Here is a 26,131-nt window from a genome sequence, read left to right as displayed (position 1 = left end):
GCTATTCACCACCGCGATGTTAAACGTAGTCCGACCCAAAGTCCAGCATTGCCACGTTGACAGCCGGTTTAGAGTTCGAATCCCACGAGGAGATAACTCATGAAGTCATCTTTCAGCGGAGCCGGATCGCCCCCACCCGGTGCGTTAATCCACATCACACCTGGCTGTACGTAAGACCAGGAGGTCCAATACCAGATATAAAATGACTCCAGTGACAATTCATGGCCGCCGGAGGGTCCGGGCACACCGTTTTTTTGGGTGGACTGATAGATCGCAGCATCGGAAGTAAAATCCGTATAACCGAACATGATTCCAACTGCATCGGCTGGCCTATCCGGAAACAAACCCGTCGCCGAAAATCCTGTCATCAACGACCAGTGGACAGGATTCTTTGCCGGGTCACTCCAGCCGAATTGGCCATAGCAGGCGATCCCACCACCATCGGCAGCCACCTCAGCACTCGGTGACCAAACAATCTGTTGCCACTGGGCATACCAACCGGGCACGTCCCTTACCCCACTCGTGTTCGTGCCCGCAGTCGCCGTCAATCCAGTTTGCAGCCACGCGCCAACGCCTGCCGACCCGGGTCGCCGATCGTCCAGTTGCCACGTCACATCCCATTCGGTGATCAGAAACCAATTACCATCATTGTCAAAGAAGGTAGAAGGTCCCCGTGGACCCGTGGCAGGTCCGCTGTTACCTGAATTCGGATCGAAAGCTGCTGTGGTTCCGTCGAACCAACCCAACTTGCCAACCACCGACTCCGTGAGCTGGGTCGAGACCACCAGAGCGGTCGCTTCGTTCTGATAAGTGGGTAGGAATGGATTAAGCGTCGAGGAAAACATTGCAATGCTGTTCTGGAATCCGCCAGCTGCCTGCACGGCGAGGAAGGGCACGTTCGCATCGATCTTGCCGAATACTATTTTTACGTGTTCGTCCCAAACTGCCTGTTGGTAATAGAGTTGCGCTATCTGATTAAGGCCCTTGGTGTCGCCAGTCGGCAGGTTCGTGTTGTCACCGACATAGGATCCCGTCGGGTCGAACTGATGGTTTGCCGAAAATCGCCCGTTGTACCAGGAGAAGAATTCCCAGTCGAAGAACAAGGTTCCCCCTTCGACACCCGCCAGTCGTTCCGTGTCGACTGTCGCGGTAATCCCCAACGGCCCACCTCCAAAGAAACCATTGTCGAACCCTCCCGTGTAGTTATCCATGAGCAACGGGACATAACGAGCTCCGAACACAATACCACGTTGAGCCAGTTCGCTCCGCATCCCCCACCACCCGCCGGTCAAGGTATTTGCACCCCAAGAATAATCAGCATCGAATTGATGCCCGCTCGCCGGCAATTTGCCGGTTGGTGATGGGTATTGATCGGGCTGTCGCGAGGTGAGGTGTTGGGCACGTGATTGATCTACCAGCCACAACGTTGGTAGTGCCAAAGCAGCCACAATCAAATAGATTTTGTTCATCGGAATTACGTCGTTCCGGCAAAGAATCCAACGAAGAAAACAACGACATTTCGGCCTATCGATCACTTTGGCGACGACTTGACTGTACCTTCGTGGAAGATCGGCTCGGGGCCATAAAACACTCCAACTGTATTAAAGCTAGCTGCCAAATTAGTCGAACATGGGCTCCCTGCATTTTCGTTCAATGCTTACGCAGAAGCCGTTCTCAAAAATCAAAAGCCCGCCCGATGGCTGCCGATCGGACGAGCGTTGTTGGTTCAGTCCCTAAAAGTAGTGGTCCCGATTCACACCATCAAAAGCAGCCTTTCTTGAGACAACACCGCTTGAAACGCTGACCGGATCCGCAGGGACAGGGGTCATTGCGCCCGAGCTTCTCTTCGAGCAATTTTTCGCCGTGCACAACCCTCACTCCACGCTTCACCTGCGTTTCGGAGGGATATCCTCTGCGCCGTTTGCTCATCGTCTCGAAAAAATGGCTGTTCGTCGAATTGCCCGCGATTCATAGCTTGCATGCTCCACCTCCATCCCAAGAAAAACACCGTTACTTACCTTCCACTACTCAACCGGACACCGACGGAACAGAATGGTTCGATCCGTCCGTCACGATCCCGCCTGACTGGTTTAAACTTTCCTGGCAGGTGGCTGGAGCTACCTGGTACCTTGCGAGACTCCACCATGCCGGTCGCCCCCTCACCGGAAGATTTCTCAAACAAAAGTTGCCGAAGGCAACTGAACCGTTTATGTTACCGCTTCGGTTTTCCATCGATACTTGATGTTCCATTTTGTTAACTGGGAGAATGCCGTGTGTAGGTCCGCAAGTAAATTGACAACTGTTTTCGGAGTCTTGATCCTACTTTCTTCTGCGGCGCCCGCCGACATGATTGCAGATTCTGTCGAAGACTGGTCGCTCGACGGAATACAGGGAGAAAACAATTGGACGTACGGCTATTACAATCTAACGCTCGACGAAGAAGACGATGGTGAATACGCTGCCGAAGATTTCATTCCTTTTCTAAACGACGACAGCTTTGAAGTCGGCCCGGAGGGTGAGAACCATTGGGACGGAAATCAGTGGCGTCTTTATCGCGATGGCGAAGGCGTCGGGACTGGGTTGGCACAGACCGGACCGTGGACACGTATCGGTGCGGACGATTTTGGACATCCCAATGGAACGAACTCCGCCGTTCCAACGGAAGTTGACGATCCTATGGCCGAGGAACATTGGTCGATTCGTCGCTGGGAATCGAACCACTTTGGGCCAGCGAGTGTCGAGATTGCATTAACGGCACAGAACGCTAATTGCGGAAATGGAACAGCGCTTCATCTGTTTCAAAATGGCCAGCTTTTGACAACCCTTTTTGAACCGAATTTTGGAGTAGCTGAGGAAGAAACGATTTCGCTCAACCTTAGCAACGGCGATCTGCTGGACATCGCACTATCGCCCGAAGGTGAAGATGAAGGACGAGGCGACGCATGCGACGGCTCGTTGTTTCACATGACGGTCTACAGCGAGGGCGAAGGACTCCTCGGTGACTATGACTCAAGTGGTGTGATTGATGCACCTGATCTCGACGTGCATGCACAATATGTTGCTGACGGAAATCTTCTTGGTGACCTCAACGAGGACGGCACAACGGACATCAACGACCGCCTGCTTTGGATCAGCGATATCCAGAAGTCGTGGTTGGGAGACTCGAATTTTGACGGTGAATTCAACAGCAGCGATTTCGTTGTTGTGTTCGGAGCGGCGAAATACGAAAAAGAGGTTACTGCAACCTATGCCGAGGGAGACTGGAATGGCGACACCTCGTTTAACAGCAGTGACTTCGTAGCCGCATTTTCGAATGGCGGCTACGAACAAGGCCCGCGACAGGCTGCCAATGCCGTCCCAGAACCCTCCAGTTTGTGTCTTGTGCTGCTTGGGATCATTGGACTCTCTCATTACCTACGAAAAAACTAGTTAAGTGCAGATCTTGATTGCAGCGGTTTGGCCGGACCGAACATTTGCTTCGTATCCGGTCGCCGTTCGATCGCCATATTCCATGGGGCAAGACGGATCGATTTCTGCAGACTCGAAAAGAGGTCTGCTTTCGATTTGATCAATGAGGTAGTTTTGAATCGGTGTACGCCAACTGGTTTTTCTGGGTAGCAGCCCAATTCGAAAAAAGGATAGCGACGCCACTGCCAAATCATCGAAATGCAGATTCTGGAAATGGATTTATCCAGGCGGCTACCCATGGTTTTCCCATAGCTTTTGAACCGCTTGGTTGCCGAGATCAGCCAGGAGATTTTTTCGACTCATCCACGGCGAAATGGCATCCCGACCGTGCAGGACTCGCCAGTTATCCACGACGGCGATCACCCCGTCGGCACACCGCGCCCGATACATCAAGCTGTTTGAGCCAGAATCCGTCTCGACAATCTTCTCGATCTTCCGCAGGACCTTCGCCAGATCAGGATTGGACGCTCGTAGTGAGTCCATCGACAGCTGCGGCATTTCGCGTTCCATGCGTTTCCTCTCTCGGTCGTGGGCGTTCCAGCGAAAGCTCAAAAACTCGTCTTTATGAATCGACAACAGAGGCATACGACAGAGCAGGGGGGCTTCCGATGGATCGTCTACAATGACGTGAGTGACTGCATGGTTGAAAAGAAGTTCTAAATCATTCTTTGATAATTGAGCTAAGACGGCATAGCCATCTACAAATCTTGATAGCGGGGGTTCGAGCGGTCGATCTGCCCTCGGGATGTTGACACCCTTTCGGACCGAAAAATCGTAGGTCGCTAAGAATTTCAGGCGGGGCGGCTCTTTGAGATATGCACCATCGGTGTGCATTGGGAGCGATTCATTGGAATAGGTGCCGTGGGTGGATTCAGGATTCAACGCTGGCGCGGCATTAGCAATCACTGAGCAGTAAGGCAAACGGGACTCGTTCACACAGCGTTCCATTCTTCGGGGGTTCCAGACGGCTTCTTGCTCTAGCTTGTCTGGAATGTCGCTCGTCACGAGCAGCGAGAATCTGCCCTGATCGCAGACCCTTTTCGCGAGCTGCTGGAGGCGATCGACTTCATTCCCGCCCTTGAGCTGTAATCGCGGATGACAACTCGTCGCGATCACAGACTCCCATCATGGCGTCCTCGATTCCGGCCACCGCCAAAGATCTAAGCCATCCCGAAGGAATCGCTACCAAGGAGAGGTCACCGTTTTTTGGTAATCGCTACTGTTATCATCTATAATCCCAATCCACACCTTGGGGAGGCAAACAAATGAACCGAGTCGGGATCACGCTGGCATTTTCACTTTTGATTTTCACCAGCCAGATACAAGCGAAAACGTTTGCCCTGCGCGATGGAGATCGCGTTGTCTTTTTGGGTAACTCATTTTTTGAGCGAGCATTAGAGTCTGGCTATCTCGAGACGACTCTCACCCAACGCTGGCCTGACCAAAATATCACATTTCGCAACTTAGGTTGGGATGGCGATACCGTTTACGGTCACGCTCGGACCGGTGGGCGACGACGGGCCGTGTTCGGTGACCCGGAAGAGGGTTTTCAGCGGATGATTGCCCATCTAAAATCTCTCCGACCTACCGTGATTTTTGTGGCCTATGGGCTCAATGAATCGTTCGACGGTGAAAACGGGATCGAAAAATTCCGCACCGGACTGAAACGATTGACATCCGAGATGCCGTCATCGATTCGCTATGTGTTCATTTCACCGCTTCCGATCGAGCTTCGTGTCCAGGAAAATCACTCGTCGGAGTCGAACGTTGTGCGCGAACTCGACCAGCAATTAATCGAACATGTCCGTTCACGCAACAAAATGCTGGAAAGGTATTGTGAAGTCATTGCAGATTTCGCACAAAGTGGTGGGCATCCCTACGTAAATCTCTTTCAAGTCATGTCCGCCGGAGATTCCACGGTGACCTTTGACGGGCTGCATCCGATTGCAAGCGGCTACGCGATTCTCGCGGAGACGATCGCGGACGAATTGGAAATGCCGAACCCGCGAATCGAACCTGGCTCAGAAGCATCCGAGAAACTTCGGGCGGCGGTCGTGCGGAAAAACACACTCTACTATCATCGATGGCGACCCCGCAACGATGCGTTTGTTTACGGCGAGCGGAAGAGCGAACAAGTAATCGCTCAGCAAGAACCGGAACAGTTTGAGCCCTTCATCAGTCAACAAGAAACACGAATCCGCAAACTGATGAATGAGCACAGAGGTGCAAAGTGATAACTGAAACATCAATGACATCCGCCCGCTGGGAAGTTCGCCGGAAACGAACAGAACAGTTCAACACGTTTGCTTACGCTTTCGTTTTTGCTTCCATCCTTTCGTGTGCATCAACGGTGGTCGCACAACGCGACCTTCGTAACATCCCACAGGCCGACCCAACGTCTGAATTGGCGGCCTTTAAAGTGGCAGACGGTTTCGAAGTAAACCTTTGGGCGGCGGACCCTCTGCTCGCCAAGCCAACCCAAATTACGTTTGATCGCCAAGGGCGGTTGTGGGCTTCTAGCAGCGAAACTTATCCGCAGTTGAACGTCAACCAAGCGCCTACCGACCGCATCGTCATTCTCGAAGATACCGATCGCGATGGCGTAGCGGACAAGTCATCCGTCTTCTCCGACAAACTGCTCATTCCTGGCGGGGTTCTGCCGGATGAAGAAGGCGGCGCTTATGTTGCACACGCTGAACAACTGCTTTACCTGAAGGATACCGATGGCGACGGAATTGCAGATGATCGTCAAGTCGTGCTATCGGGGTTCGGCAGCGAGGACACGCACCATACGCTGCATCGCTTGAGTTGGGGGCCTGACGGATTGCTCTACATGCTGCAAGGCTACTACATTGGCACCCACGTTGAAACGATCTACGGCCCGCGTCGATTGAACGGCGGTGGGCTGTGGGCTTACGACACAAAGACCCGTCGCTTGGAAATCTATAGTCGTGGTTTAACGAATCCTTGGGGCGTGCGATTCGATCGTTGGGGACAGACCTTTCAAACCGATGGTGCCGGCGGGGACGGCATCAATTACTCGTTCCCCGAGTCAGTATTTCTCTCTTCACCACATGAAAATCGCTTTCTGCGTGGCCTTAATCCCAAACGGCCAAAGCTGTGCGGCATTGAAATCATCAGTGGCAAGCACTTTCCCGAAGCATGGCAAGGTGCTGTGGTCGCGGCTGATTTTCGCGCAAACAACATCGATCGGTACAACTTAGAAGAACGCGATGGTGGCTATGTTTCGACGCTCGGTAGCGACATTATTCAATCCAAGCACATCTCCTTCCGACCGATCGACATGGTGATGGGTCCTGACGGTGCCCTGTACGTCGCCGATTGGTACAGCCCGATTATCCAACACGGAGAAGTTGATTTTCGCGATGAGCGACGTGATCACATCCACGGTCGCATTTGGCGAATCACGGCCAAAAATCGTCCGCTCGCACCTATTGTCGATTACAAGAATGCGTCGATTGAAGAACTGTTCGATCTGCTCAAGTCGGACGAAGAATGGATACGACTTAATGCAAAACAAGCATTGAAACACCGCGACGAGTTGGAGGTCGTCGCAAAACTTGAAAGTTGGCTGAATCAATTAAATACAAACGACCCACAATACGAGCATCATCGCCTCGAGGCCCTGTGGACCTATCAAACCGTCTCCTCAGAGCGATCCTCTAAGCTCGCAAGAGAATTGATGAAATCGCCAGACCACCGAGTCCGTGCGGCGGCAGTCCGAGTCCTTTATCACTGGCCCACATCGACCAATGCGTTAGACACCCTGAAAATCGCCGTGCACGACGAACACCCTCGCGTACGACGAGAGGCAGTGACCGCGCTGAGCCGGGTCGCCAGTCCGGAAGCAGCAAATGCGGCTCTCCAGGCGCTTAACCATCCCATGGATCAGTATCTGGATTTTGCGTTGTGGAGAACCTGTCGAATTCTCGAGCCCTCTTGGTTCCCAGCATTTCAGCAACAAGAAATGGACTTTGATGGAGATGCGACGCGAATGGCATTTGCACTCAAAGCCATTGAAAAGCAGGAGGCGTTGGCACCGCTCGTTGACTTGCTCAAGCGGAATTCAGATGACGCTGATCCCGCGGTTGTACGTTTGATCGGCAAGATCGGCTCGGCACAGGATCTTGAGCCAGTGGTCGCTATCGCATCATCCAAAGCACATCCTGCCGCCAAAGATGCTGCCAATGCATTACTCGAAGCGGCAACGGATCGTGCCGTATTGCCAGGCAACGAAAAATTGCGGAGTCTGGTTTGCCAAACTTTGCTCGAAAGTTCGGACGAACAAGTTATTAACGCAACCTGTCGATTGATAGGTGTTTGGGGACCCGATTCGAAACGCGCAGTATTTGAAGACAAACTGGCTGCCTTTCTGTCGAGCGAATCTCAACAAAGACGCAAAGCTGCCGCTTGGGGACTCGCGGGATTGGGTAGCCGCAGTCGACTGATCGCCGCCACCCGTGAAGCAGACTCGAATGCTCGCGTCCCTGCGACGGCTGCACTGGTGAGTTTGAATCCGAAAATCGGTGTCGCGTCCGCGATGGACCTACTCTCGACTGAACTCAATGAAGTCGAGGTCGAGGAACTGATGGAGGCAATTCTAACCCAGGCCAATGCCTCGCAAATATTTGCTAATGACCTTCAAGATGCGAACCTCAATCAACAGAGTGCAACTTATGCAAGCCGATTGGTCGAAACGTCCGGTGTCTCGAATCGAGCTGACCTGATCAGTTTGCTGCAAAACGCGGGCGGTCTGCAAGCCACTTCGACGCTTGATGCCAACAGCCGGTCAACTCTCATTTCGCGCATCGCCGATCACGGCGATCCCAAACGCGGCGCCGTGATTTTTGCAGACAAGAAGCTGACCTGCGTGAAATGTCACGCCATCAAGGGAACGGGGGGCAACATCGGTCCAGACCTGTCCAGTATCGGTGCGGCGGCCCCAGTGGACTACTTGATTGAGTCATTATTAAATCCCAGCAAAAAAATCAAAGAAGGCTATCGTATGACTGTTATCGGCACCGACGATGGACATGTCTATTCGGGAATGGTAGTGCGTGAAGACACGAATGTCGTCATCGTACGAAACGCTGCTGGTCAGGAAATGCGCGTGGCAAAATCTGGGATCGAGTCGCGCGAAACAAGTCCGGTGTCCATGATGCCGTCGGGGCTGACCGACTTGCTGACCCAAAACCAGCTCGCGGATCTTGTCGCATATCTGGCAACGCTGGGCAAGCAATAGGCCCTGCTCAAAAAGGTGTCAGGTACTTTTTTGGTAAAGAAGCTGAAAAGGTGTCAGCGACTTTTTCTCTAAAACTTGCCGCCCGTTACCAAACCCAGCAAATGCACAATGAGTCAAAACTACCCAAGCAACCAAAAAGGTACCTGACACCTTTTTTGAGATCCGGCTCATTCCAGAATGCTGACCAGTCGATGCGCGTTGGCATAAGCCTGATTGGAATGGGGACGCTTGTTCGCTACATGTTTCACCAGCATCATTAAGGGGAGTCGGTTCAGGATCAGATCATACAACATCCATTTGAGACCCAGATTGAATTCTTCGGGGGCGATGGTTTCGCCGCTGCCGTCGGAGAGCGCTTCTCGATAGCGGGTAACCGCTGCCAAAACCTGCTCCTCATCAAACCCAACGGGTAATGAATAGATCAAGTGCTCTGCCAAATCCCTTTGTGGCAACCCGATCAAGGCGCGCTCCCAATCGAACAGACTTAATTCAAAGCCGTTTTCAGTTTTTTCAAAAGCCAGATTTTGGGGATTGAAGTCGCCGTAAAGCAGTGTTTTCGGTTGCTGATCCACTTCGGCAAACCAGTCGGCAAGATGATCAAGGATCTCCCGATGCCGACCTAACCGTTCTTCCGTCACCTCATCTTGAAAGTGTTCGGCGATGAAATGCAACAGTGCTCGCCACAACGGTTCCCCTTGAACCATCGACTGGCGATCACAGACAAAAATCGATCTCGTATCGACAAGCGGCTGGTATTTCTCAAAAAACCGGGAGTGAAGATCCGCCATGCCCATTAACGCAAGATCAAAAAAACCGTTCTTCCAATGGTTCGTAGTGTCATCATCGGGGTTTAGAATGACACTTCCTTGGGACAATTTTTTTTCAATTCGCAGCGTATAGGAATTCGAGGCATTAACGAAAAATCCCATCGACTTCGGCAAGTAGGGCTGCAAACGGTCACTGAAATCACGAAACAAACCCAATTCTTTTAGATTGGGTACCGCGTAGTCCGATCTTTCCAAATTCACTTTCAGCGGTACCGAAAGATCTATCCCGCCCGCATCGAGTAAACTCTGGTACACAGAAATGATTTGTACCTGATCCGGTTTGGCTTTGACCATCACTTCAAGAGTTCGGCGACTGCCGGCTTCCGTCAAATAGCTAATCTGATAGGGATACACACCTGTCAGATACTGACCAGCCGAATCATATTTGAATTCATGCCCGCACAACTGCGGGTCGGTACATTCAACGTTTTCCAGCCGGGCATGATGCTTCTCTTCCCAGGGCTTGAGAGCCTCCATGACAATCAACCGCATTTGGTCAAACGCTGCCATGCTGTTTCCAACAATCATTTCTGCGAAGCTTCGCGCACTCGGTCACGCGATCACTTCGCGAAGTACTTGGCCTTCTTCTGTTGGTCCGATTAGCCGCTGATTAAGCCCTTGATAAGGAAAGCTAAAACGGTGTGGATCAATTCCAATCTGATGGAGAATCGTTGTCTGCAGGTCGCGCACGCTGACCGGATTCTCTGCGATGTAGTAGCCGAGTTCATCCGTTTGACCGTAAGCACCTGGTCGAATGCCTCCGCCCGCCATCCACATGGTAAACGCGTGAGGATGGTGATCGCGACCGATAAATCCCTTCTTCAATTCTTTGTTAACGTTGTTCTGCATCATCGGTGTTCGACCGAATTCGCCACCCCAAACGATCAACGTTTCATCCAGCATGCCACGCAGCTTAAGATCCGTGATCAATGCCGCAATGGCTCGGTCACTTTGCGCACATTTAATCGGCAAGGTTTCATCAAGCGATTCGCCGAGTGCCGACCCGTGATGGTCCCAGCCCCAATCATAAAGCTGGATAAACCGCACACCATTTTCGACTAAGCGCCGTGCGAGCAGACAATTATTGGCAAAGGTTGGATCATCTCCTTTATAGAGTCGTCGTGGATCGGCAGCCGATTCCGCTTCGGAAACATACCCCGGTTTTGCACCGTACCGATCGAGCGTTTCCTTCGATTCTCGACTGATATCCATCACTTCCGGAACCGACATCTGCATGCGGAATGAAAGCTCATATTGAGCGATACGCGTAATGATTTCGGGGTCACCAATCTGCTGGTGTTGATATCGATTCAGATCCGCAATCGCATCCAGTGTTTTGCGTCGTGCCGCTCGCGAAAGACCATCCGGATTCGACAAAAACAGAATCGGGTCGCCTCCATCCGTTCGACATTGCACGCCTTGATAAACCGTCGGAAGAAAGCCACTACCCCACAACGACTTTCCGGCGCTGGGAGTCTTTCCACCGGATGAAAGTACGACAAAACCCGGCAGATTATCGTTCTCACTGCCTAAGCCGTATGTGACCCACGATCCCATCGACGGATAACCCAACAGCGAGTTGCCCGTGTGCATGAATAACTGAGCGGGTGAATGATTGAATTGTTCCGTGTGAACCGATCGAATTACGCAGATGTCGTCAATCACGCGACTGAGATGCGGAAACCGATTGCTCACCCACTGGCCACTTTCGCCGTGCTGTTTGAACTCGGACTGCGGCCCCAACATTTTGGGTACGCCTCGTATGAAGGCAAATCGTTTGCCCTCGAGGTACTCCTGCGGACATTCGGTGTTGTGCAGCTTGGCCAGTGCCGGCTTATAGTCGAACAACTCAAGTTGCGAGGGCGATCCTGCCATATGCAAATAGATGATTGACTTGGCTTTGGCTGGAATCTGCCATGGCTTCTGATCCGCTTGACTCTCGCGATTGAGCAGCGAACTGAGCGCGATCGCTCCGACACCCAATCCAGTTTGACCGAAAAAGTGTCGCCGCGAGATGGCACGGGTTTGCTGAAGTGCAATGGGTAATTTCATGGCTTCACGAGGGTTTCTCTAGGGTTTCATCAAAGTTTCGTCGAGGTTCAACAGGACATTTGCGACACCAACGAGTCGAGAATCACCTTTGCTCAAACCTGCAGATTTCAACAGCGCGTTTCCGTCGGCCAGATCATCCTGGAGTGAGCCGTAAAGTGCAACCAAACGATCAAGTTCCGCTGGTTCCGCGTGTCGGATGAGCACCATCCGAAAACCGTTGGCAATCCGATCACGTGTCGTTTCCGCAGACGCTTCCATTCGCAATGCCAACGCTCCCGCCGCTTCCAAATAAGCCGCGTCGTTGAGCGTCACGAGTGCTTGTATCGGGGTGTTCGTGCGAACTCGCCGAATCTGGCATACTTCACCACTACCAGAGTCGAACGTAATCATCGCCGGATAGGGACTGGTTCGTTTTTTATAGGTGTAGACGGCCCGTCGATTACGGTTTGGCCCGGTGGCGTTTTTCCACTTCTCGCCACTGTAAGTTGATTTCCAAATGCCGCTTGGCTGGGGTGGCATCACCGACGGTCCACCAACTTTTTTTGTCAGTAGGCCAGATGCGGCCAATGACTGGTCACGAACCGTTTCTGCTGACAAGCGAAATCGAGGCCCTCGCGATAACAATCGATTGCGAGGATCGACTTCTAACTGCATTTTTGTCGTCACAGAACTTTGTCGATAAGTTTGAGACATCACCATGATCTTGAGCAATCCCTTCAGCGACCAGCCGTTTTCGCGAAAATCCACCGCCAGCCAGTCCAGCAAATCAGGATGAGAAGGCAGCGCACCTTGGGTCCCAAAGTCTTCTTCCGTCTCTACGAGTCCGATGCCAAACAATTGAGCCCAAATTCGATTCACTGCGACTCGCGCTGTGAGGGGATTCTCGGCTTGCATCAACCATTTCGACACGCCAAGCCGATTGCGTGGCGCGTCGTCAGCCAGCGATCCGAAGGTGCGGGGTACACGTGCCGATACTAATTCGCCCGGGTCAAGAAAATTACCTCGTCTTTGAATCCGCGTTTCCCGCCTTTTCGCAGCCTCTAGCTCCCGCATAACTGGGGTTGAAACCACATCACGTTGTACCGCTTTCAAAGCCGCGCGTTTCGTCTCCAATTGCACTGCCGGGGGATAGACGCGTCGCTGAAAGACGCCTTCCAAAGAGGCCATCGGATTCAACTCGGCTATCAGCCATTGGCCAGGATATGAACTCACGAAAATACGAAACTTTTCCAGCGTCAGCCCCTGACCATATTCTTGTTCAAGCGTCAGTCGCAACTGCAGACCGCTTCGCGGTTGGATCGGTTCTGCGAAGTCAAAAATTGCGCAATGAGGTTCATTCGCCTTCGGTGAGAAGGCCCAACCAGCATCTGACTTGCCATCGATTGCACGCGAGACTTCCCAACCTTGCTGCGAAAAATCAGCTCGTGGGCGGACAAGTTTCAGTTTGACAGGGTCCTGTCCAGGCTCAATCAATTCGACGGCTAATTCACGTAACGCGACGTTTTTGTCCTTCCATTTACCGCCCGCCATCTTTGGATCTGTTTCAATTCTGAGTGATGTCACCAGTTGGTCGGCGGGTAAATCGACGGTCAGTTTCCAACTGTCTTTTTCCGGCAATTCACCCTCGACTGAAAACGTCCCCTCCTTATCCTGATCAAGCTTTACATCCTGCTTTGATTCAAACTTCGACTTGAACAGCGGCGACCAAAGTGGTTGAGAATCAAACTGTTTCTGCCACTCCTTCCAAGCCTGCGCGTAATCTGCTGACTTTTGGTCAACCCGTTGCTCGAGCGATTTCACTTCGTTTTCCAACGACTCAATCTGCCGCCGTTGTTGCCGTGTGGGTGTCGATAGAATTGGCTGCTCACGGTCAGCGTCTTCGGTCTGATTAAAAAAGGCATAGAAACGATAATAATCCTGCTGACTGATGGGGTCGTATTTGTGGGAATGGCATTTGGCACAACCCATCGTCAGTCCCATCCAGACTTGAAGGGTGGTATCGACGCGATCCTTAACAGCCGCCACGCGAAACTCTTCATCGTCCGTTCCGCCCTCCTCATTTTCCATCGTATTGCGATGAAAGGCAGTTGCCAAAAACTGATCGCTCGTCGCCCCTGGCAATAGATCTCCAGCAAGCTGTTCGATGGTGAATTGATCGTAAGGCATATCCTGATTTAATGCGCCGATGACCCAATCGCGATAGCGCCAAATTGTCCGCGGACGATCCTTCTCATAGCCCTTCGTATCCGCGTATCGAGCCAGATCAAGCCACATCCTAGCCCAATGTTCGCCGTAGGCATCCGACTTGAGTAGTCGATCGACGACTTTCTCGTAAGCGTCTGCGGATGGGTCGGCAAGAAACGCGTCCGCTTCTTCGACTGACGGTGGCAAACCAATAAGGTCCAAAGAGAGACGACGAAGCAAGCGCTGTCGATCCGCCTGTTGGCTGGGCTGAAGTCCCGCAGCTTCGAGCCGAGTCAAAACGAAACGATCGATTGGGTGAGATGCACCACTTGCTGGAACTGCAGGAGGATTGACTTTTACTGGCGGCGTGAACGACCAGTGTTTTTCGTAATTGGCTCCCTGGGCGATCCACTGTCGCAGCAGTTTGATTTCCTCTGCGCTGATTTCGTGTCCCGAATCGGGTGGCGGCATCACCGTATCAGGATCATCCGATTCGATGCGGGCAATTAATTCACTCTGATCCGCCTCGCCAGGCGCGATCGCACCCGCATCGATCGCAACCGACCGGTCGTCCAACCGCAAATCAGCCTTGCGAGCATCCTCGTCGAGGCCATGACAAGCAAAGCAGTTCTTGGCCAGGATGGGACGGATGTCGCGAGTGAAGCTTGCTTTGTCTGTGGCCATCGCCGACTCGCCAAGCACGACCAAGAGGCCTGCAAACAATGCAGAAATGAGACAATATCGGATGATCTTGGACATGATCGCTGGCTTCCCAGGTGTTTCGGTCTGAATCCTTCCATTTTGTGCAGCATGAGCAGTCGCGTCTTGCACGGAGGAATCAATTTGGTGTAAAAATGCAGCATGAAAAATACCGCCATGCAACGGGAGTTTTTTGACCGACTCGAGCCTGGGCAACAAGTGCTGACCTTGTTTGACCTCCTACCTGGCGTTTCGTTCTTCGTCAAAGATCGAAAAGGTCACTTCATGAAACTCAATCGACGAGGGTGTGAATACTGTGGCGTCGTCTCGGAGGATGAGGCGATCGGAAAAACGGACCACGATTTTTTTCCCAGCACCCGAGCCGATGACTACCGCAGCGACGACGAACAAGTGATGAAAACGGGGGAGCCGATTCTCAACCGTATCGAGAGTGCGCCGGAAGGCGAGGGCTCACCCCGCTTAGTCACCACCAGCAAGATCCCTCTGCGTGATCAACGTGGACGCGTGATTGGTATTGCTGGATTTTCACGTCAGATTGAACGGGTCCAGTCAGGAACAGCGGATGCCATGGCCGATGTCATCACCTACCTGCACGAGAATTTTGCTGGTGAAGTTTCGACAGAGCAATTGGCTGCAATGGCTGGCCTCTCGGTAAGTCACTTTGAACGCAGGTTTCGACTCGCCTTTGGTTCCTCACCACGACAGTACCTCATTCGAATCCGTATCGAACAAGCCGTGGCAATGCTGCAAGAAACGAACAAGAGCATTACAAGAATCGCCCAGGCATGTGGCTTTTACGACCACGCCCATTTCAGCCGCAGTTTCCATCGCGTGATGGGTATGGCTCCGTCCGCTTATCGAAAACGTAGTCAGTCCACTCGTATTCCCCAATCTTCGGATTAACTCGTCCCGCAGCTAAAAGCGACAAATCGGCAGCTCCCAAAGCAAATGTCTCGAGGCTGATCACGTCAGACAATCGGCAGCAAAAATCCTGACCACTCCAGGCATGCGCGCTGAGCGCTACCTCGGCATAAGCAGCCAACGTGACAACCCCAGCAGCGGACCCGGTGACAGACAAATTTTGAAACAAGAAATCAAGCTGCGGATGCAATCGATTGTTCCAAGCAGAGCCTTGCAGCTTCCATCACCTAATTGCATCGCTGGCTAATTACATCGCTGGCAATCAAGATAATCAACGATTCCAGTTATGTTCCACTCGAGTTCTGACTTATCCCGGTTGTCCAACCCCTTTCTTGGCTTGTTCGAGTCCGGTCGCACCTCAACGAAGTGTGTCGAATGGAACGGCTTTTCCGTGTCCTGCTCAACGGCAACGCGAACGGCCTCAATCGACTCCAACTTCCACTTCGCAAAATGCTTTCCAAACCGACCACTCGCCTGAAATGTCAGCCTCCCATCGTTGATACGGACTGATCCATTTCGGTTAGCAGCAGAAATAACGCATAAAAAAATGAAGATTGAAATCGTGGTGAAGACAAAAAATATGCCCCAGCCGGCAGACGGCTGTCCTTTCACTTTGCCCGCGATCAAAGCCGGGACCAAACCAAACGTCAGGAGGAGCTGAGCTGCGAAAAGACCAGCAAGGCCCCATCTCCCCTCAACACTCGTTAATTTCGATAGGCGAGGCAAACGAACGACATATCCATCGCCTCGTTCCTCTCGCTCAAGATTACTGCCGATCGGCTTCGTTGTGCTATCTTGAGTCTTGAGCGGATCAATCGAGGTCCTTTCGGCTTTAAGATTTCCAGCCAGAATCCCGTCTGTACCGACCAGCGATGCTCGCCCCGTCAGCCGTTCGATCTTTTCGGGTAGATCCTTTGCAAGCTGGTGAATGATCTCATCGGGGTACATGCGCAACAAAGGAAACTCGCCACCATTTTTCCGAACGACGAACAGGTTCGAACAACCAACCCCAAAACGGATTCGCTCGCTTTTAATTTCTTGAATCCGAAACCCTCCCAACTGAGATAACTTGCAGCGACGCGTCGAGCAACACGGTCCGAATCTCCTCATCACGCGCAGTCGCTTAGTGTCCAACACCATTTCCATACGACCACGCAGAATCAACAAACCCTTCAAAAAAGCAAAGCCCGCAATCGGGAAACAAAAGACCCCAAAAAACAGGCTTGCGGCCAGAACACTCGTGAGCAATTTTCCATCCTCTGTTTCGGAATCCGACATCGCAAAGTAGAAGAATGCCGTCATCAGAAACGGCCAGCTTGCAATAAACAATCCGACACCGATCCCCAGCCAGCCCGCAATTTTTTCAAACTGGTTGAGACGTCGTCGAATCTTGCATCGGCTTGAGTCGATGTCGTCCCTCCAAAAGATTTGCTGGCTTGAGTCCACACGTCGTTTTCAGCTCCTCTCCGCCATGAACGTGGTCCGTCGACATTGCGACCACAGCGCAAGCCCTGTGCCTTAACTACTGCACTTTTGTTACACCGCTGATCGGTTCGCACGACCAAACAAAATCTTGCTCAAGCCATCCCAATTTGGTTCCCCTGACTGACCATACTTCCAACAACTGATTTTTCAGTAGGCGCATCGCGTCACGGACTTGGCCTGCGTGACACACTATCGAAAGCCCTTCTCCAATTTTAAACTTTTTACCTGAAATCGCGAAAAGTGAGCCCCCTCGTTGGAGTCTCTTACGATTTGGACGGGCTCTTCACGCCGAGGTCAAAAAAATCACAGCTCGTGTGGAATCCGCAAAAGAGGTGATTAGGCTAAACATCCAGGACGCTACACGTCAAGTATCGTTTGAACCTGCTGTTTAAGAAGCAAACCATGCCGAGATTCGTTAAAATATAGACTAAGACTCATTGAAGGTGATCTCGAACGAACCATTACAATACGGAGTAACTGTTGTGCCGTTGCCCATTCATCGTCGAAGCTTCCTGAAGACCGCAGGTGCGTCCACCGCCACCTTTACAATTCTACAAGCCGGGTCGGCAAGAACCTACGCCGCTAACGAGAAGCTGAACATTGCTTGTATCGGTGCTGGTGGCAGAGGAGCACTCAATGTCAGGGATACTGGCTCGCAGAATATCATTGTTCTGTGTGACGTTGACTGGAAACGTGCAGCCGAGTCGTTCAAGAAGCTACCAAACGCGAAACGATATAAAGATTATCGAGTCATGTTGTCGGAAATGGATTCGAAAATCGATGCAGTCACCGTATCGACACCAGACCACCATCACTTCCACGCCTCCATGGCCGCGATTCAGCTTGGCAAGCATGTCTACTGCGAGAAGCCCTTGACGCATTCGATTTGGGAAGCGCGCGAATTGACGAAGGCGGCACGCGAAGCGGGTGTAGCAACGCAAATGGGGAATCAAGCACAAGCGGACAAAGAGACACGAATCGTGCAGGAATTCGTCATCGACAACGCAGTCGGCCCGATTCGCGAATCCCATATTTGGACCGATCGACCTTCGCGAGGTCTATTTTCCGAATACTGGCCACAGGGAGTTTCGCGTCCAACCGATACACCCGCAATTCCTGAAACGATGAGTTGGGATCTGTGGATCGGACCAGCTCCCATGCGGCCCTACCATCCGACTTACGCACCGTTCAAGTGGCGAGGTCGGTGGGACTTTGGAACCGGTGCCTTGGGTGACATGGGCTGCCACTACTTCGATCCAGTCGTTCGCGCCTTAAAGCTGAAAGCGCCGACCAGCGTGGAAGCTGTCTCCACGCGAGTGAATGAGGAATCTTACCCGCTGGGTTCGGTAGTGACTTATCATTTTCCGGCTCGCGGAGAGATGCCACCGGTGAAGGTTGTGTGGTACGACGGTGGTTTACGACCACCAAGACCAGACGCTTTGAAAGACGGTGATGAATTAGGTGCCAATGGTGTGATGCTCGTTGGCGATGATGGTGTCATCCTAAGCGACTGGGACGATTGGCGAATGTTCCCCGAAAATCGCGCCAAAGAATATGGAACGCCACCCAAAGTTTTGGCTCGTTCACCAGGCCATCACGAAGAATGGATTCAGGCTTGCAAAGGCGGTCCGAAAGCGGGTGCCAACTTCGACTTTGCAGGACCTCTCACCGAAACCGTGTTGCTGGGCAACGTGGCTCTTCGTTCTCAATTACGAGACGACCTTACGCAGAAAAAGCTGCTTTGGGATTCGGACAAGATGGAATTCACCAACCATGAATCGGCCAATCAGTTTCTGCGTCGAGAGTACCGAGATGGCTGGCAGGTCTGAGATTTCGTCCGCAGTGGACACCGTTCCGCTGTCGGCGCCAAGATCCCGACAATCACAATGGCTACTGCTCGACTTGGACCGGACACCAATTATGAAACAGCTACTCGCGCAGGTCGCTAAACTTCGATTGAAAATTACCGCGACCGTGATGCGCTCTGTATTGTCGTCCAGGGGACAGTTCGTCCTACAGAAATCGACGCGGGTTTCGTTGCTGCTGACGGGTCTGCTTTGTACGACACTGAGCGCTGTCGCCCAGCCGCTTGCTTTTCCGGAGGCCCAGGGATGGGGACGGTTTGCCACAGGAGGTCGCGGGGGCGAGGTGTATGCCGTCACAAATCTCAACGACAACGGTCCGGGCTCGCTGCGAGACGCAGTGAGCGTCGGCCATCGCACAGTGATCTTCCGAGTTTCGGGCACAATTGAGCTGAAGTCTGTGCTGTTTGTGAAACAGTCGAACATCACTATCGCCGGACAAACAGCTCCGGGTGACGGAATTTGCTTGCGCCGGTTTCCGCTGGAGATTCGAGGGGCAAACAACATCATCGTTCGCTATCTACGCATCCGCGTCGGCGATGAGGCCGGAAAAGCGATGGACGGACTCGAAGTACGCGATGCTGAGAACATCATCATCGATCATTGCAGCGTGAGCTGGTCGAGCGACGAGGCCATCAATACCTGGCATGGAACGAAAAACTTGACCGTGCAGTGGACGCTGATTTCAGAGCCTCTTCATCGCAGCGTCAACCGCTCCCCGCACGGCTATGGGGCGTCGCTAGGCGGCCAGCGCACCTCCTATCATCACAACCTCTTCGCTCATTGTTCCGGGCGCAACCCGAGCATTGCTGGCGGTGATCACGATCATACGGTGCAGATGGATTTCCGCAACAACGTGATCTACAACTGGGGGAAACGTAGCTGCGATGGAAAACCGATGAGCATTAACTTGGTCAACAACTACTACAAACCCGGCCCCGCCACTCGGCCGCACGTCCGACACCGAATTGCCAGAATCGACGACAACATGGCTCGCTACAAAAATTTCGAGCCGCGATGGCACATTGAAGGCAATGTCGTCGAGAGCTATCCCGAACTGACTGGCAATAACTGGAAGGGTGGCGTGATCTTCCAGGGCAACACCAACGAAGCGAAAAACCGGCAACAAGAAGCGTTTCCGTTCGCGCCAGTCACCACACACAGCGCAACAGATGCCTACAAAATCGTTTTGGCCAACGTCGGTGCCCAGCGACCCGTGCGGGATGCGATTGATACTCGAGTGTTGCAAGAGGTGGTCGCTGGAACGGCATCTTGTGGAGAACAAGGAATTATTGATCGACAGACCGAAGCGGGAGGCTGGCCACTCTTACAATCCGCCCCGGCCCCCACCGATACAGATCATGATGGAATGCCCGACAACTGGGAGCAACAGCACGGCCTGAACCCCATGGACCCGGCTGACCGCAACGGACATCACATCGATGCTGAGTACTCAAATCTTGAGTCATATCTAAACCAGATAGATGACGTCTAATGTGGGCGTCCATCCCCAACGTCTCTCTTTGTACTCACTTCGCAGATCGACAATCAATCCAACCAACACTCCAATCGCCCGACTCTGTTTCAAGAATCGTCAGGCGTGCTGCACGGGATCCTGTTTTTCAGTCACCGTTGATCCTAGCACTTGCGTTAAGAGCCATCGAACCAGCGTCGGGGAATCAGCGCAGCGTTCAATTGAATCTTATCACGATTCCACGCCGGCTTGGCGTACATATAGGTGAGAATGGCGTCGCCGCGTACTGTGAAGAAACAATCCAGATTCGTATATTCGGCGGCCGGGTCTGCAGCAATGTTGCCGATAATCTTCCAAGTCATTCCTTGATCTGACGACCGCGCACACGTAAGTGGTGTGCGTTCACCGAAATGGTGGTGATCTGGGTTATATTTGCTGTTGTTGAAAAACAAGACAACGTCATTACTACCTGGTAAACGTCGCAAGCAGGTACCCGACTCACCTCCCTCTAGACCACTGAATACGGGTTGGGTCCAGGTTTTTCCTTCGTCAGCAGAACGCGATAGAAAAGGACCCCCAAGCTGCGTCCGCAGCGACATCAGCAAAGTCTCGTCGTCGAATTGGGCAACCGAAGCTTCCATCGCGCCCCGTTTGGGAAGGTCAATCGGCTCCGACCGTTTCCAAGTCTGACCACCGTCGTCACTGAAAAGGCACCACGCGCTATTCTTTTGCTTCCACTGGCTACCGACTCCGCCATGGTAGGGCAAAAGTAATCGGCCTGATTTAAGTTCGAGAAGGCAGCTGGTTCCACCTTGGAGCAACTGACCGTTTGATCGAGTCCACAATGGATCTCGAGGCTTAAAGCTCTTTCCACCATTCACGGACTCGAACAAACACATGGTGCTACTGTTACCATCTGGATGAGCTCGTAAGCTGATCAACAGCAGGCCACCTGACTTGGTGCGCAACAGGGCTGGCGCCTGGACGTTCATATCACCCTTGCCCACGTCTACAAGCATGCGGGGCTGTTGCCACGTCTTGCCATCATCGTCACTCACTTTGGACCAGATCCGACAGATCCCATGATCGTGGCCGCTGCGTTTGCCATTCTCGTACTTGTGGTAAACCACCAGGAGTTGATCGTCTGGTAGTTGGGCGACCGAAGCGGTGTCACTACGCGGTGTCTCGTTCGTAGCCGGTTCAATAACCACATGCTGAATCGCCGGTTCTTTTTCAGCCGCGAAGAGAATTGGCGGTGATAACGCCGTGACCGTGAGCAGTCGCATCAGCAATAAGCGTGACATGGATTGGGTCCGAACTCGTTCAGTAAAAAGTTGCAAGGATAAGCAAAAGCAACGCCATCGTAGCAATTTCAAATCGTAAAAATATAGCAAACTGCTCTCTCTATCCCAAAAGAGCCCGGCGAGGAAATCCGATGACTGTTCTTCTAACAGTCTCTGCTTTAACAGTTGCCCTCCGAAACAGTTTTTTCTTTGGCAAATATCCATCAGCCTTACAGGTGTGGCTGGCTGGCAAACGTCCTTCGGCAGCGCACACTAAACTGGAAAACACTGTATTCGCATCCGCCGATTTCAAACGAGTTCCATCACGGTATCGAGCAACAAAACCGATCTGCGTGTGTAAGAAACAAGCGAAGAACGTCAGTCTATCCTCACGCACCTTGTTTGTTTTGAGTCGGAGGTGCACTTTGGCGTGAATGAAGAGGGGAAGTTCCCAAGTAGGTATCGCTTTCGACTCAAGACAATTCGTTCACGACGAATCGTGTTTCCACTTGGATCGCATTTGGCAGTCGCGAATCTTCTTGAGACGTTGAACCCGTGATCGATGTCAATCAATCATCGAGGACAGAGAACAAACGCACCGAGCCACGCTTCGTCAGGATGTCAAAACTGATATCAACATAGTTCTGATCAGGCAAGCCGATCACATCATCCAGACTGTGCACGCGAAACTTCGATCCCTCGCGGCGCCAGATTCCTGACAAGGTGCCTCGAACCGAGCCACCGTCTGCAAGAATTGTTCGCGCAAATCCGGTTAAACGGCCCTTCGTTTCTTCTGCATTTGATGGAATCAGGTGATGAGTAAAGAACACGTGACCGTACTTACCCACATCACCTTCGTACGATAGCACGATTTCGCTTTCCTGCATCTGGACCTGTAACAGCGTCACCTCAGCTTCAATGATTAACTTCATAGCGCTCGAATCCTCACCCGAAAACACTTGGTAACGGTAAAAAACCAAGGGCGTAGGATACCAACTTCACACCGGGCATGACACGTTCCGATCGTGCATTGGCCCGAGGAAGAGTCAACAGATCAAAAAAGCGGTGTCTGAGCTTGATGTAGAGATAATGTCAGAGGCTTCGTTTAATTCGACGGTGACGCACATTCGTGAGGATCGCCATTGCAATCAAAAGCAGCGAATGCAGCCCGGTAGGTTCCGGTACCGCGAGGCTAGGGCGCGGCCCCTGTTCGTAACCGCCGGCCTGAAATGCGATTACAAGATCAGCCGAGTCAACATCACGATCTCCATTCCAGTCGCCTGCGGACCACGTCGAATTGGCGGCAATTCCATCTTCGTATTCACCCAGCTGGAATACCGCTACGAGGTCAGTACTGGAGAATTCCCCGTCAAGATTGGTGTCGCCGAAGTAAGTCCCCCGCAGGACTTCGACCCATTCGCGCCGGTCGCCGTAGTCGACACCACCGTCGAAATTAACGTCAAATTTTAGATCGGTTGAATTCCCGAGAATGGCATCAGTCAGGAGATCAATATCGACCGCATCGAGAATCCCGCTCGAATCGAAGTCACCGACGATACCCGGTGTGTCAAGAATACCCTCATAGACGGAAAGACTTTCTTCGAACGCGGAAGAATCAAGACCTAGATTAAACACAATGAAGATCGGTTCGGAATCGACGATCTCTTCGCTATCAGTCGAAATCGCGACTTGTAAGCCATAAGCGCCAACGGGTGGATCATCCTCACCAGCTTCGAGAAAAAAGCTTACATGCGAATGAACTTCACCCCCGTTCGAAGCAGCACCAATTCGATTGATGGGTGGATCAATCGACCCAAGCTGCACATCGCTCGCGCCATCAATGAACGTTGAACTGGATCCCGGGGGATTGTTTTCAACACGAATCCGAACTTCTTCATCCGGGGAATCAAACTGAAGTCCGTCCCAAAAAAACAATCGATCCAAAACGTCATAAACAACTTCCTGGCGCGATCCGATCGTACCCAGCCCATCCGACTCGGCTGCAAAACCAGGGTTTGACGAATAATGTTTGGAAATACCGAACGTTGGAAAAAACGACTCGTAAACTCGTTGGTTTGTAATTAGGCGGTTACCATCCAATCCAAAATCGACATCGGAATGGCCGAATTGGGCGTTGGCCTGCTCAGTCACCACTAGAGCCCCAACCAACGCTGTGGTCACTGCTAGGAGTCGTAGCCAATAGCATAGACAAAGTGTTTCTGCTCTAAAATTCTTCATTGATCGATTCTTTTCCGTTTCGACTTCCCATCGCCCACCAGATATTTGACTTCACATCGTCCGCGACGAAACGGACGTGTCCATCCGCAAAGGCAACATTCACACCGCCCGAATGGTTACTCGTGGGAGTCACGATAAAATCGCCAGTACTAAAACTATGACTAAAATGGCAAGAATTGGTATTCGGCTGTTTGACGTGCATGTACGTCGGGCCGGTCGGAGCCCAACCGGAAAGCCAACTTCGGCCAAGGTACGCCGAGTTGGAAAGATCAGCATGCGTATGTTCGGGGCCACATCGCCTGGCCATTTCGGCCAGACTTCGAGGACGTTCGGTCAAATGATACGACAGCGTCTTTTCTGAACCGTTCAAAACGCTTTGCTGAGTCGTGCCTCGTTGTATCAGACGCTCGGCCACGCACGCAGTCTTCGACAAGCCATCAACGACTTGCTGGACACGTACAGCTCGTTTCGGCTGAAATTCGCTCTTCTGACGCGGATTCACAATATTGATCAAGCCATTGTATTTTGCCGGCGTCTTTCGCTCTCCTCGGTAGCCGGTGGCAAGCGAAGGCCACCCAGCATTCCCTGCGTAGTTGTCGGGAGCCGTGTCGATTCCCATGATTTCGAAGTGGCTCAGATTAAAGCCGTCGGACGGGCAAAGAAACGTATCAATCTTGGTCGTGGCAATGCGAGCGTGTGGATGGGAGGCACTAATTAGTCCATGATCTCCATCGTTACACTCGTCTGCCAAGTCGGTACTGAAGTCAATTTGCTCAAACACACTCTGTGCTTCAATGAAAGGGAGAATCCTGGCGTGCCAACTATAAAAGCCTCCTTGACATTCGCCGTCAGGATTTGGCTTACCGCTGGCCGTTTGCGACACTGGAAAACGCCGATGCGCACCTTCGTAGTTCACAACAGCCAGCGCCAACTGACGGATATTGTTCTTACATTGAGTATTTCGTGCCGCTTCCCGAGCTGCATTGACAGCTGGCAGCAACAGCAATGTCAGAATGCTAATGATAGCGATAACAACCAGCAACTCCACAAGCGTAAACGCCCGAGAACAGCGGCTTTTGAATTTAGTTTTCATGGTCTTTCAACTTGAGAATCGTAATACATTTCCACCGCGGTGAGCATTCGATATCAGGCGCGCTTCAGCTCGCCGCAGGAGTACCAAGTGGATGGTCGGCCACGCAGCACGAGGCGCAACGAGCGAAGCGCACCTAGAATCGAGTATGCATACGAATGAGGTTGCTACACGCGAAGCAATCGACAGAACACTCGCTCAAGTGAATTCAATCCACGAGCCGACGATCCGTATACTTACCACACGGCAGCATCAGGCTGCGATGGGCGGTGCGCGAGCGAGATGCAACGCGACGAGTGGATGCGCCAAACACAGAGGCTGGCGATCGTCGAACAGCTCGCAGCTGTAGGCGAGAGGCTGCTCAAAGAAAAATTCCGTTTGAAATTGAGCCTGAGCCAGGAAGGAACAAATTGGACAATCGTGACCCGACGTCGTATCAGCTTTCGTTCCAGGCGCTGAACCGTGATCGTGACAATGATCACACCCGTGCGAGGGTGCCGCGAGATGGTTGGCGGTCGGAAGAAAGTGCAATCCGTGACCAAGTACCGAGACACTGGCAAAAGCCCAGAGTACAAGAAGGCCGACAGGATTCCGATGTAAGGGCATTCCAGCGTTCCAACCAGGAGAACTGATGCAAAAAAAAACGCGGCCAAGGTCAATATGATTTTAGGTCGGGCCGTCAAAATCGTCAACCGGCATTTCAACCCTACTAACGCATTCCTTGAACGTCACGAACCCAATTTGCTGACCTTCATCAATACTTCACAATTAACAATCAGCCCTTTGCGATTTTCAACGTCGGCAGCCAACGCTGGAGACGAGGCCGAATCGTTTCGCGGGTCAAAGTTGATCGGTCGTAAAAAGCAACGAACTCATAAAAATTAATTAGCGCGAAGATCGGATTCAGCACCAAGATCAGCATGCATTCGATCTTCCAACGCCACACCGAAATGGCCCCGACCGCTTATCGCACGAAGCATCGACCCGCCGAGTGCGGAACATCGATTCTTCAGCTCGCTGCCCACAATCAGATTGACCTATAAGTCGACCCGCGACCGATGTGAGTTTCACGCCTGAGCTCAAGTTATTCAGCCGACGTTTCAACACGGCAACGGAATCCAGGCCTGGCGCAACTTAAATCATCAGCCAAGGTCGCAGCCAATTCAAGGCGAGTCTGAGAGCAGGAATGAAGAGAAAGATCACGGACATTCCAGAATTCGCCCGTGCTTCGCGGAAGAACCGTAAAAACGCCCGTTCTCGCTGA

The 26,131-nt window shown here is 52.3% G+C and carries 17 protein-coding genes; 6 read left to right on the top strand and 11 right to left on the bottom strand.

What is annotated here, in order from left to right:
• Positions 1–68 precede the first annotated feature (68 nt).
• Together P8N76_05540 and P8N76_05535 are read right to left on the bottom strand one after the other, a co-directional pair.
• Entirely contained in the window at positions 69–1,469 is a 1,401-nt protein-coding gene (locus tag P8N76_05540; protein ID MDG2381116.1) for a carbohydrate porin, read from the bottom strand.
• Between the two features lie 292 nt (positions 1,470–1,761).
• Positions 1,762–1,929 carry an SEC-C metal-binding domain-containing protein gene (locus P8N76_05535; protein ID MDG2381115.1) on the bottom strand — a complete coding sequence of 56 codons (168 nt, stop codon included), beginning with the start codon at positions 1,927–1,929 and terminating at the stop codon, positions 1,762–1,764.
• A 342-nt stretch (positions 1,930–2,271) separates the two neighbouring features.
• Between P8N76_05535 and P8N76_05530 the strand changes: the two genes are divergently transcribed.
• Entirely contained in the window at positions 2,272–3,429 is a 1,158-nt protein-coding gene (locus P8N76_05530; protein MDG2381114.1) for a hypothetical protein, read from the top strand.
• A 270-nt stretch (positions 3,430–3,699) separates the two neighbouring features.
• Here the strand turns inward: P8N76_05530 and P8N76_05525 are convergent, their stop codons facing one another.
• The gene (locus tag P8N76_05525) at positions 3,700–4,416 is read right to left on the bottom strand and encodes a TauD/TfdA family dioxygenase (protein ID MDG2381113.1); all 717 of its coding nucleotides are present in this window, start codon (positions 4,414–4,416) and stop codon (positions 3,700–3,702) included.
• Between the two features lie 317 nt (positions 4,417–4,733).
• Here P8N76_05525 and P8N76_05520 point away from each other — a divergent pair, with 317 nt between their 5' ends.
• Together P8N76_05520 and P8N76_05515 are read left to right on the top strand one after the other, a co-directional pair.
• Positions 4,734–5,702 (top strand): SGNH/GDSL hydrolase family protein, encoded by a 969-nt coding sequence (locus tag P8N76_05520; GenBank protein ID MDG2381112.1) that lies wholly within the window; start codon positions 4,734–4,736, stop codon positions 5,700–5,702.
• A gap of 14 nt (positions 5,703–5,716) precedes the next feature.
• Positions 5,717–8,731 (top strand): HEAT repeat domain-containing protein, encoded by a 3,015-nt coding sequence (locus P8N76_05515; GenBank protein ID MDG2381111.1) that lies wholly within the window; start codon positions 5,717–5,719, stop codon positions 8,729–8,731.
• Between the two features lie 167 nt (positions 8,732–8,898).
• Here P8N76_05515 and P8N76_05510 read toward each other — a convergent pair whose 3' ends face one another.
• Genes P8N76_05510 through P8N76_05500 form a run of 3 tightly spaced genes read right to left on the bottom strand, consistent with a single transcriptional unit; the run spans position 8,899 to position 14,553 of the window.
• Positions 8,899–10,068, bottom strand: coding sequence for an aminoglycoside phosphotransferase family protein (locus P8N76_05510; protein ID MDG2381110.1), 1,170 nt, complete (start codon positions 10,066–10,068; stop codon positions 8,899–8,901).
• A 42-nt stretch (positions 10,069–10,110) separates the two neighbouring features.
• On the bottom strand, positions 10,111–11,610 hold the full coding sequence (locus P8N76_05505; protein MDG2381109.1) for a DUF1501 domain-containing protein: 1,500 nt from the start codon (positions 11,608–11,610) through the stop codon (positions 10,111–10,113).
• A gap of 18 nt (positions 11,611–11,628) precedes the next feature.
• The gene (locus tag P8N76_05500; GenBank protein MDG2381108.1) at positions 11,629–14,553 is read right to left on the bottom strand and encodes a PSD1 and planctomycete cytochrome C domain-containing protein; all 2,925 of its coding nucleotides are present in this window, start codon (positions 14,551–14,553) and stop codon (positions 11,629–11,631) included.
• Between the two features lie 102 nt (positions 14,554–14,655).
• Here P8N76_05500 and P8N76_05495 point away from each other — a divergent pair, with 102 nt between their 5' ends.
• Positions 14,656–15,417, top strand: coding sequence for an AraC family transcriptional regulator (locus tag P8N76_05495; GenBank protein ID MDG2381107.1), 762 nt, complete (start codon positions 14,656–14,658; stop codon positions 15,415–15,417).
• A 261-nt stretch (positions 15,418–15,678) separates the two neighbouring features.
• Here P8N76_05495 and P8N76_05490 read toward each other — a convergent pair whose 3' ends face one another.
• Positions 15,679–16,881: a hypothetical protein gene (locus tag P8N76_05490; GenBank protein MDG2381106.1), complete on the bottom strand. Its 1,203-nt coding sequence runs from the start codon at positions 16,879–16,881 to the stop codon at positions 15,679–15,681.
• A 521-nt stretch (positions 16,882–17,402) separates the two neighbouring features.
• Here P8N76_05490 and P8N76_05485 point away from each other — a divergent pair.
• The gene (locus tag P8N76_05485) at positions 17,403–18,749 is read left to right on the top strand and encodes a Gfo/Idh/MocA family oxidoreductase (protein ID MDG2381105.1); all 1,347 of its coding nucleotides are present in this window, start codon (positions 17,403–17,405) and stop codon (positions 18,747–18,749) included.
• Positions 18,750–18,840: 91 nt separating this feature from the next.
• Positions 18,841–20,277, top strand: coding sequence for a pectate lyase (locus P8N76_05480; protein MDG2381104.1), 1,437 nt, complete (start codon positions 18,841–18,843; stop codon positions 20,275–20,277).
• Positions 20,278–20,432: 155 nt separating this feature from the next.
• Here P8N76_05480 and P8N76_05475 read toward each other — a convergent pair whose 3' ends face one another.
• The 4 genes from P8N76_05475 to P8N76_05460 form a co-directional block, all read right to left on the bottom strand.
• The gene (locus P8N76_05475) at positions 20,433–21,560 is read right to left on the bottom strand and encodes a sialidase family protein (protein ID MDG2381103.1); all 1,128 of its coding nucleotides are present in this window, start codon (positions 21,558–21,560) and stop codon (positions 20,433–20,435) included.
• A gap of 548 nt (positions 21,561–22,108) precedes the next feature.
• Positions 22,109–22,471, bottom strand: a complete 363-nt coding sequence (locus P8N76_05470) for a hypothetical protein (protein MDG2381102.1) — start codon at positions 22,469–22,471, stop codon at positions 22,109–22,111.
• Positions 22,472–22,631: 160 nt separating this feature from the next.
• The gene (locus tag P8N76_05465; GenBank protein MDG2381101.1) at positions 22,632–23,777 is read right to left on the bottom strand and encodes a hypothetical protein; all 1,146 of its coding nucleotides are present in this window, start codon (positions 23,775–23,777) and stop codon (positions 22,632–22,634) included.
• Entirely contained in the window at positions 23,764–24,870 is a 1,107-nt protein-coding gene (locus tag P8N76_05460) for a DUF1559 domain-containing protein (protein ID MDG2381100.1), read from the bottom strand. The genes P8N76_05465 and P8N76_05460 overlap by 14 nt, the downstream gene beginning before the upstream one ends.
• Positions 24,871–26,131 lie beyond the last annotated feature (1,261 nt).

The sequence above is a fragment of the Pirellulaceae bacterium genome (assembly GCA_029243025.1).
Lineage (GTDB): Bacteria > Planctomycetota > Planctomycetia > Pirellulales > Pirellulaceae.
Note: the sequence above shows the minus strand (reverse complement) of the source record. Positions and strands in the feature narration are given on the sequence as shown.

Bases quoted from the DNA above. Each gene is read 5' to 3' on its own strand.
- P8N76_05540 (MDG2381116.1), bottom strand. From the start codon at position 1,469: ATGAACAAAATCTATTTGATTGTGGCTGCTTTGGCACTACCAACGTTG.
- P8N76_05535 (MDG2381115.1), bottom strand. From the start codon at position 1,929: ATGAGCAAACGGCGCAGAGGATATCCCTCCGAAACGCAGGTGAAGCGT.
- P8N76_05525 (MDG2381113.1), bottom strand. From the start codon at position 4,416: ATGGAACGCTGTGTGAACGAGTCCCGTTTGCCTTACTGCTCAGTGATT.
- P8N76_05520 (MDG2381112.1), top strand. From the start codon at position 4,734: ATGAACCGAGTCGGGATCACGCTGGCATTTTCACTTTTGATTTTCACC.
- P8N76_05515 (MDG2381111.1), top strand. From the start codon at position 5,717: ATGACATCCGCCCGCTGGGAAGTTCGCCGGAAACGAACAGAACAGTTC.
- P8N76_05510 (MDG2381110.1), bottom strand. From the start codon at position 10,068: ATGGCAGCGTTTGACCAAATGCGGTTGATTGTCATGGAGGCTCTCAAG.
- P8N76_05505 (MDG2381109.1), bottom strand. From the start codon at position 11,610: ATGAAATTACCCATTGCACTTCAGCAAACCCGTGCCATCTCGCGGCGA.
- P8N76_05500 (MDG2381108.1), bottom strand. From the start codon at position 14,553: ATGTCCAAGATCATCCGATATTGTCTCATTTCTGCATTGTTTGCAGGC.
- P8N76_05495 (MDG2381107.1), top strand. From the start codon at position 14,656: ATGAAAAATACCGCCATGCAACGGGAGTTTTTTGACCGACTCGAGCCT.
- P8N76_05480 (MDG2381104.1), top strand. From the start codon at position 18,841: ATGAAACAGCTACTCGCGCAGGTCGCTAAACTTCGATTGAAAATTACC.
- P8N76_05475 (MDG2381103.1), bottom strand. From the start codon at position 21,560: ATGTCACGCTTATTGCTGATGCGACTGCTCACGGTCACGGCGTTATCA.
- P8N76_05470 (MDG2381102.1), bottom strand. From the start codon at position 22,471: ATGAAGTTAATCATTGAAGCTGAGGTGACGCTGTTACAGGTCCAGATG.
- P8N76_05465 (MDG2381101.1), bottom strand. From the start codon at position 23,777: ATGAAGAATTTTAGAGCAGAAACACTTTGTCTATGCTATTGGCTACGA.
- P8N76_05460 (MDG2381100.1), bottom strand. From the start codon at position 24,870: ATGAAAACTAAATTCAAAAGCCGCTGTTCTCGGGCGTTTACGCTTGTG.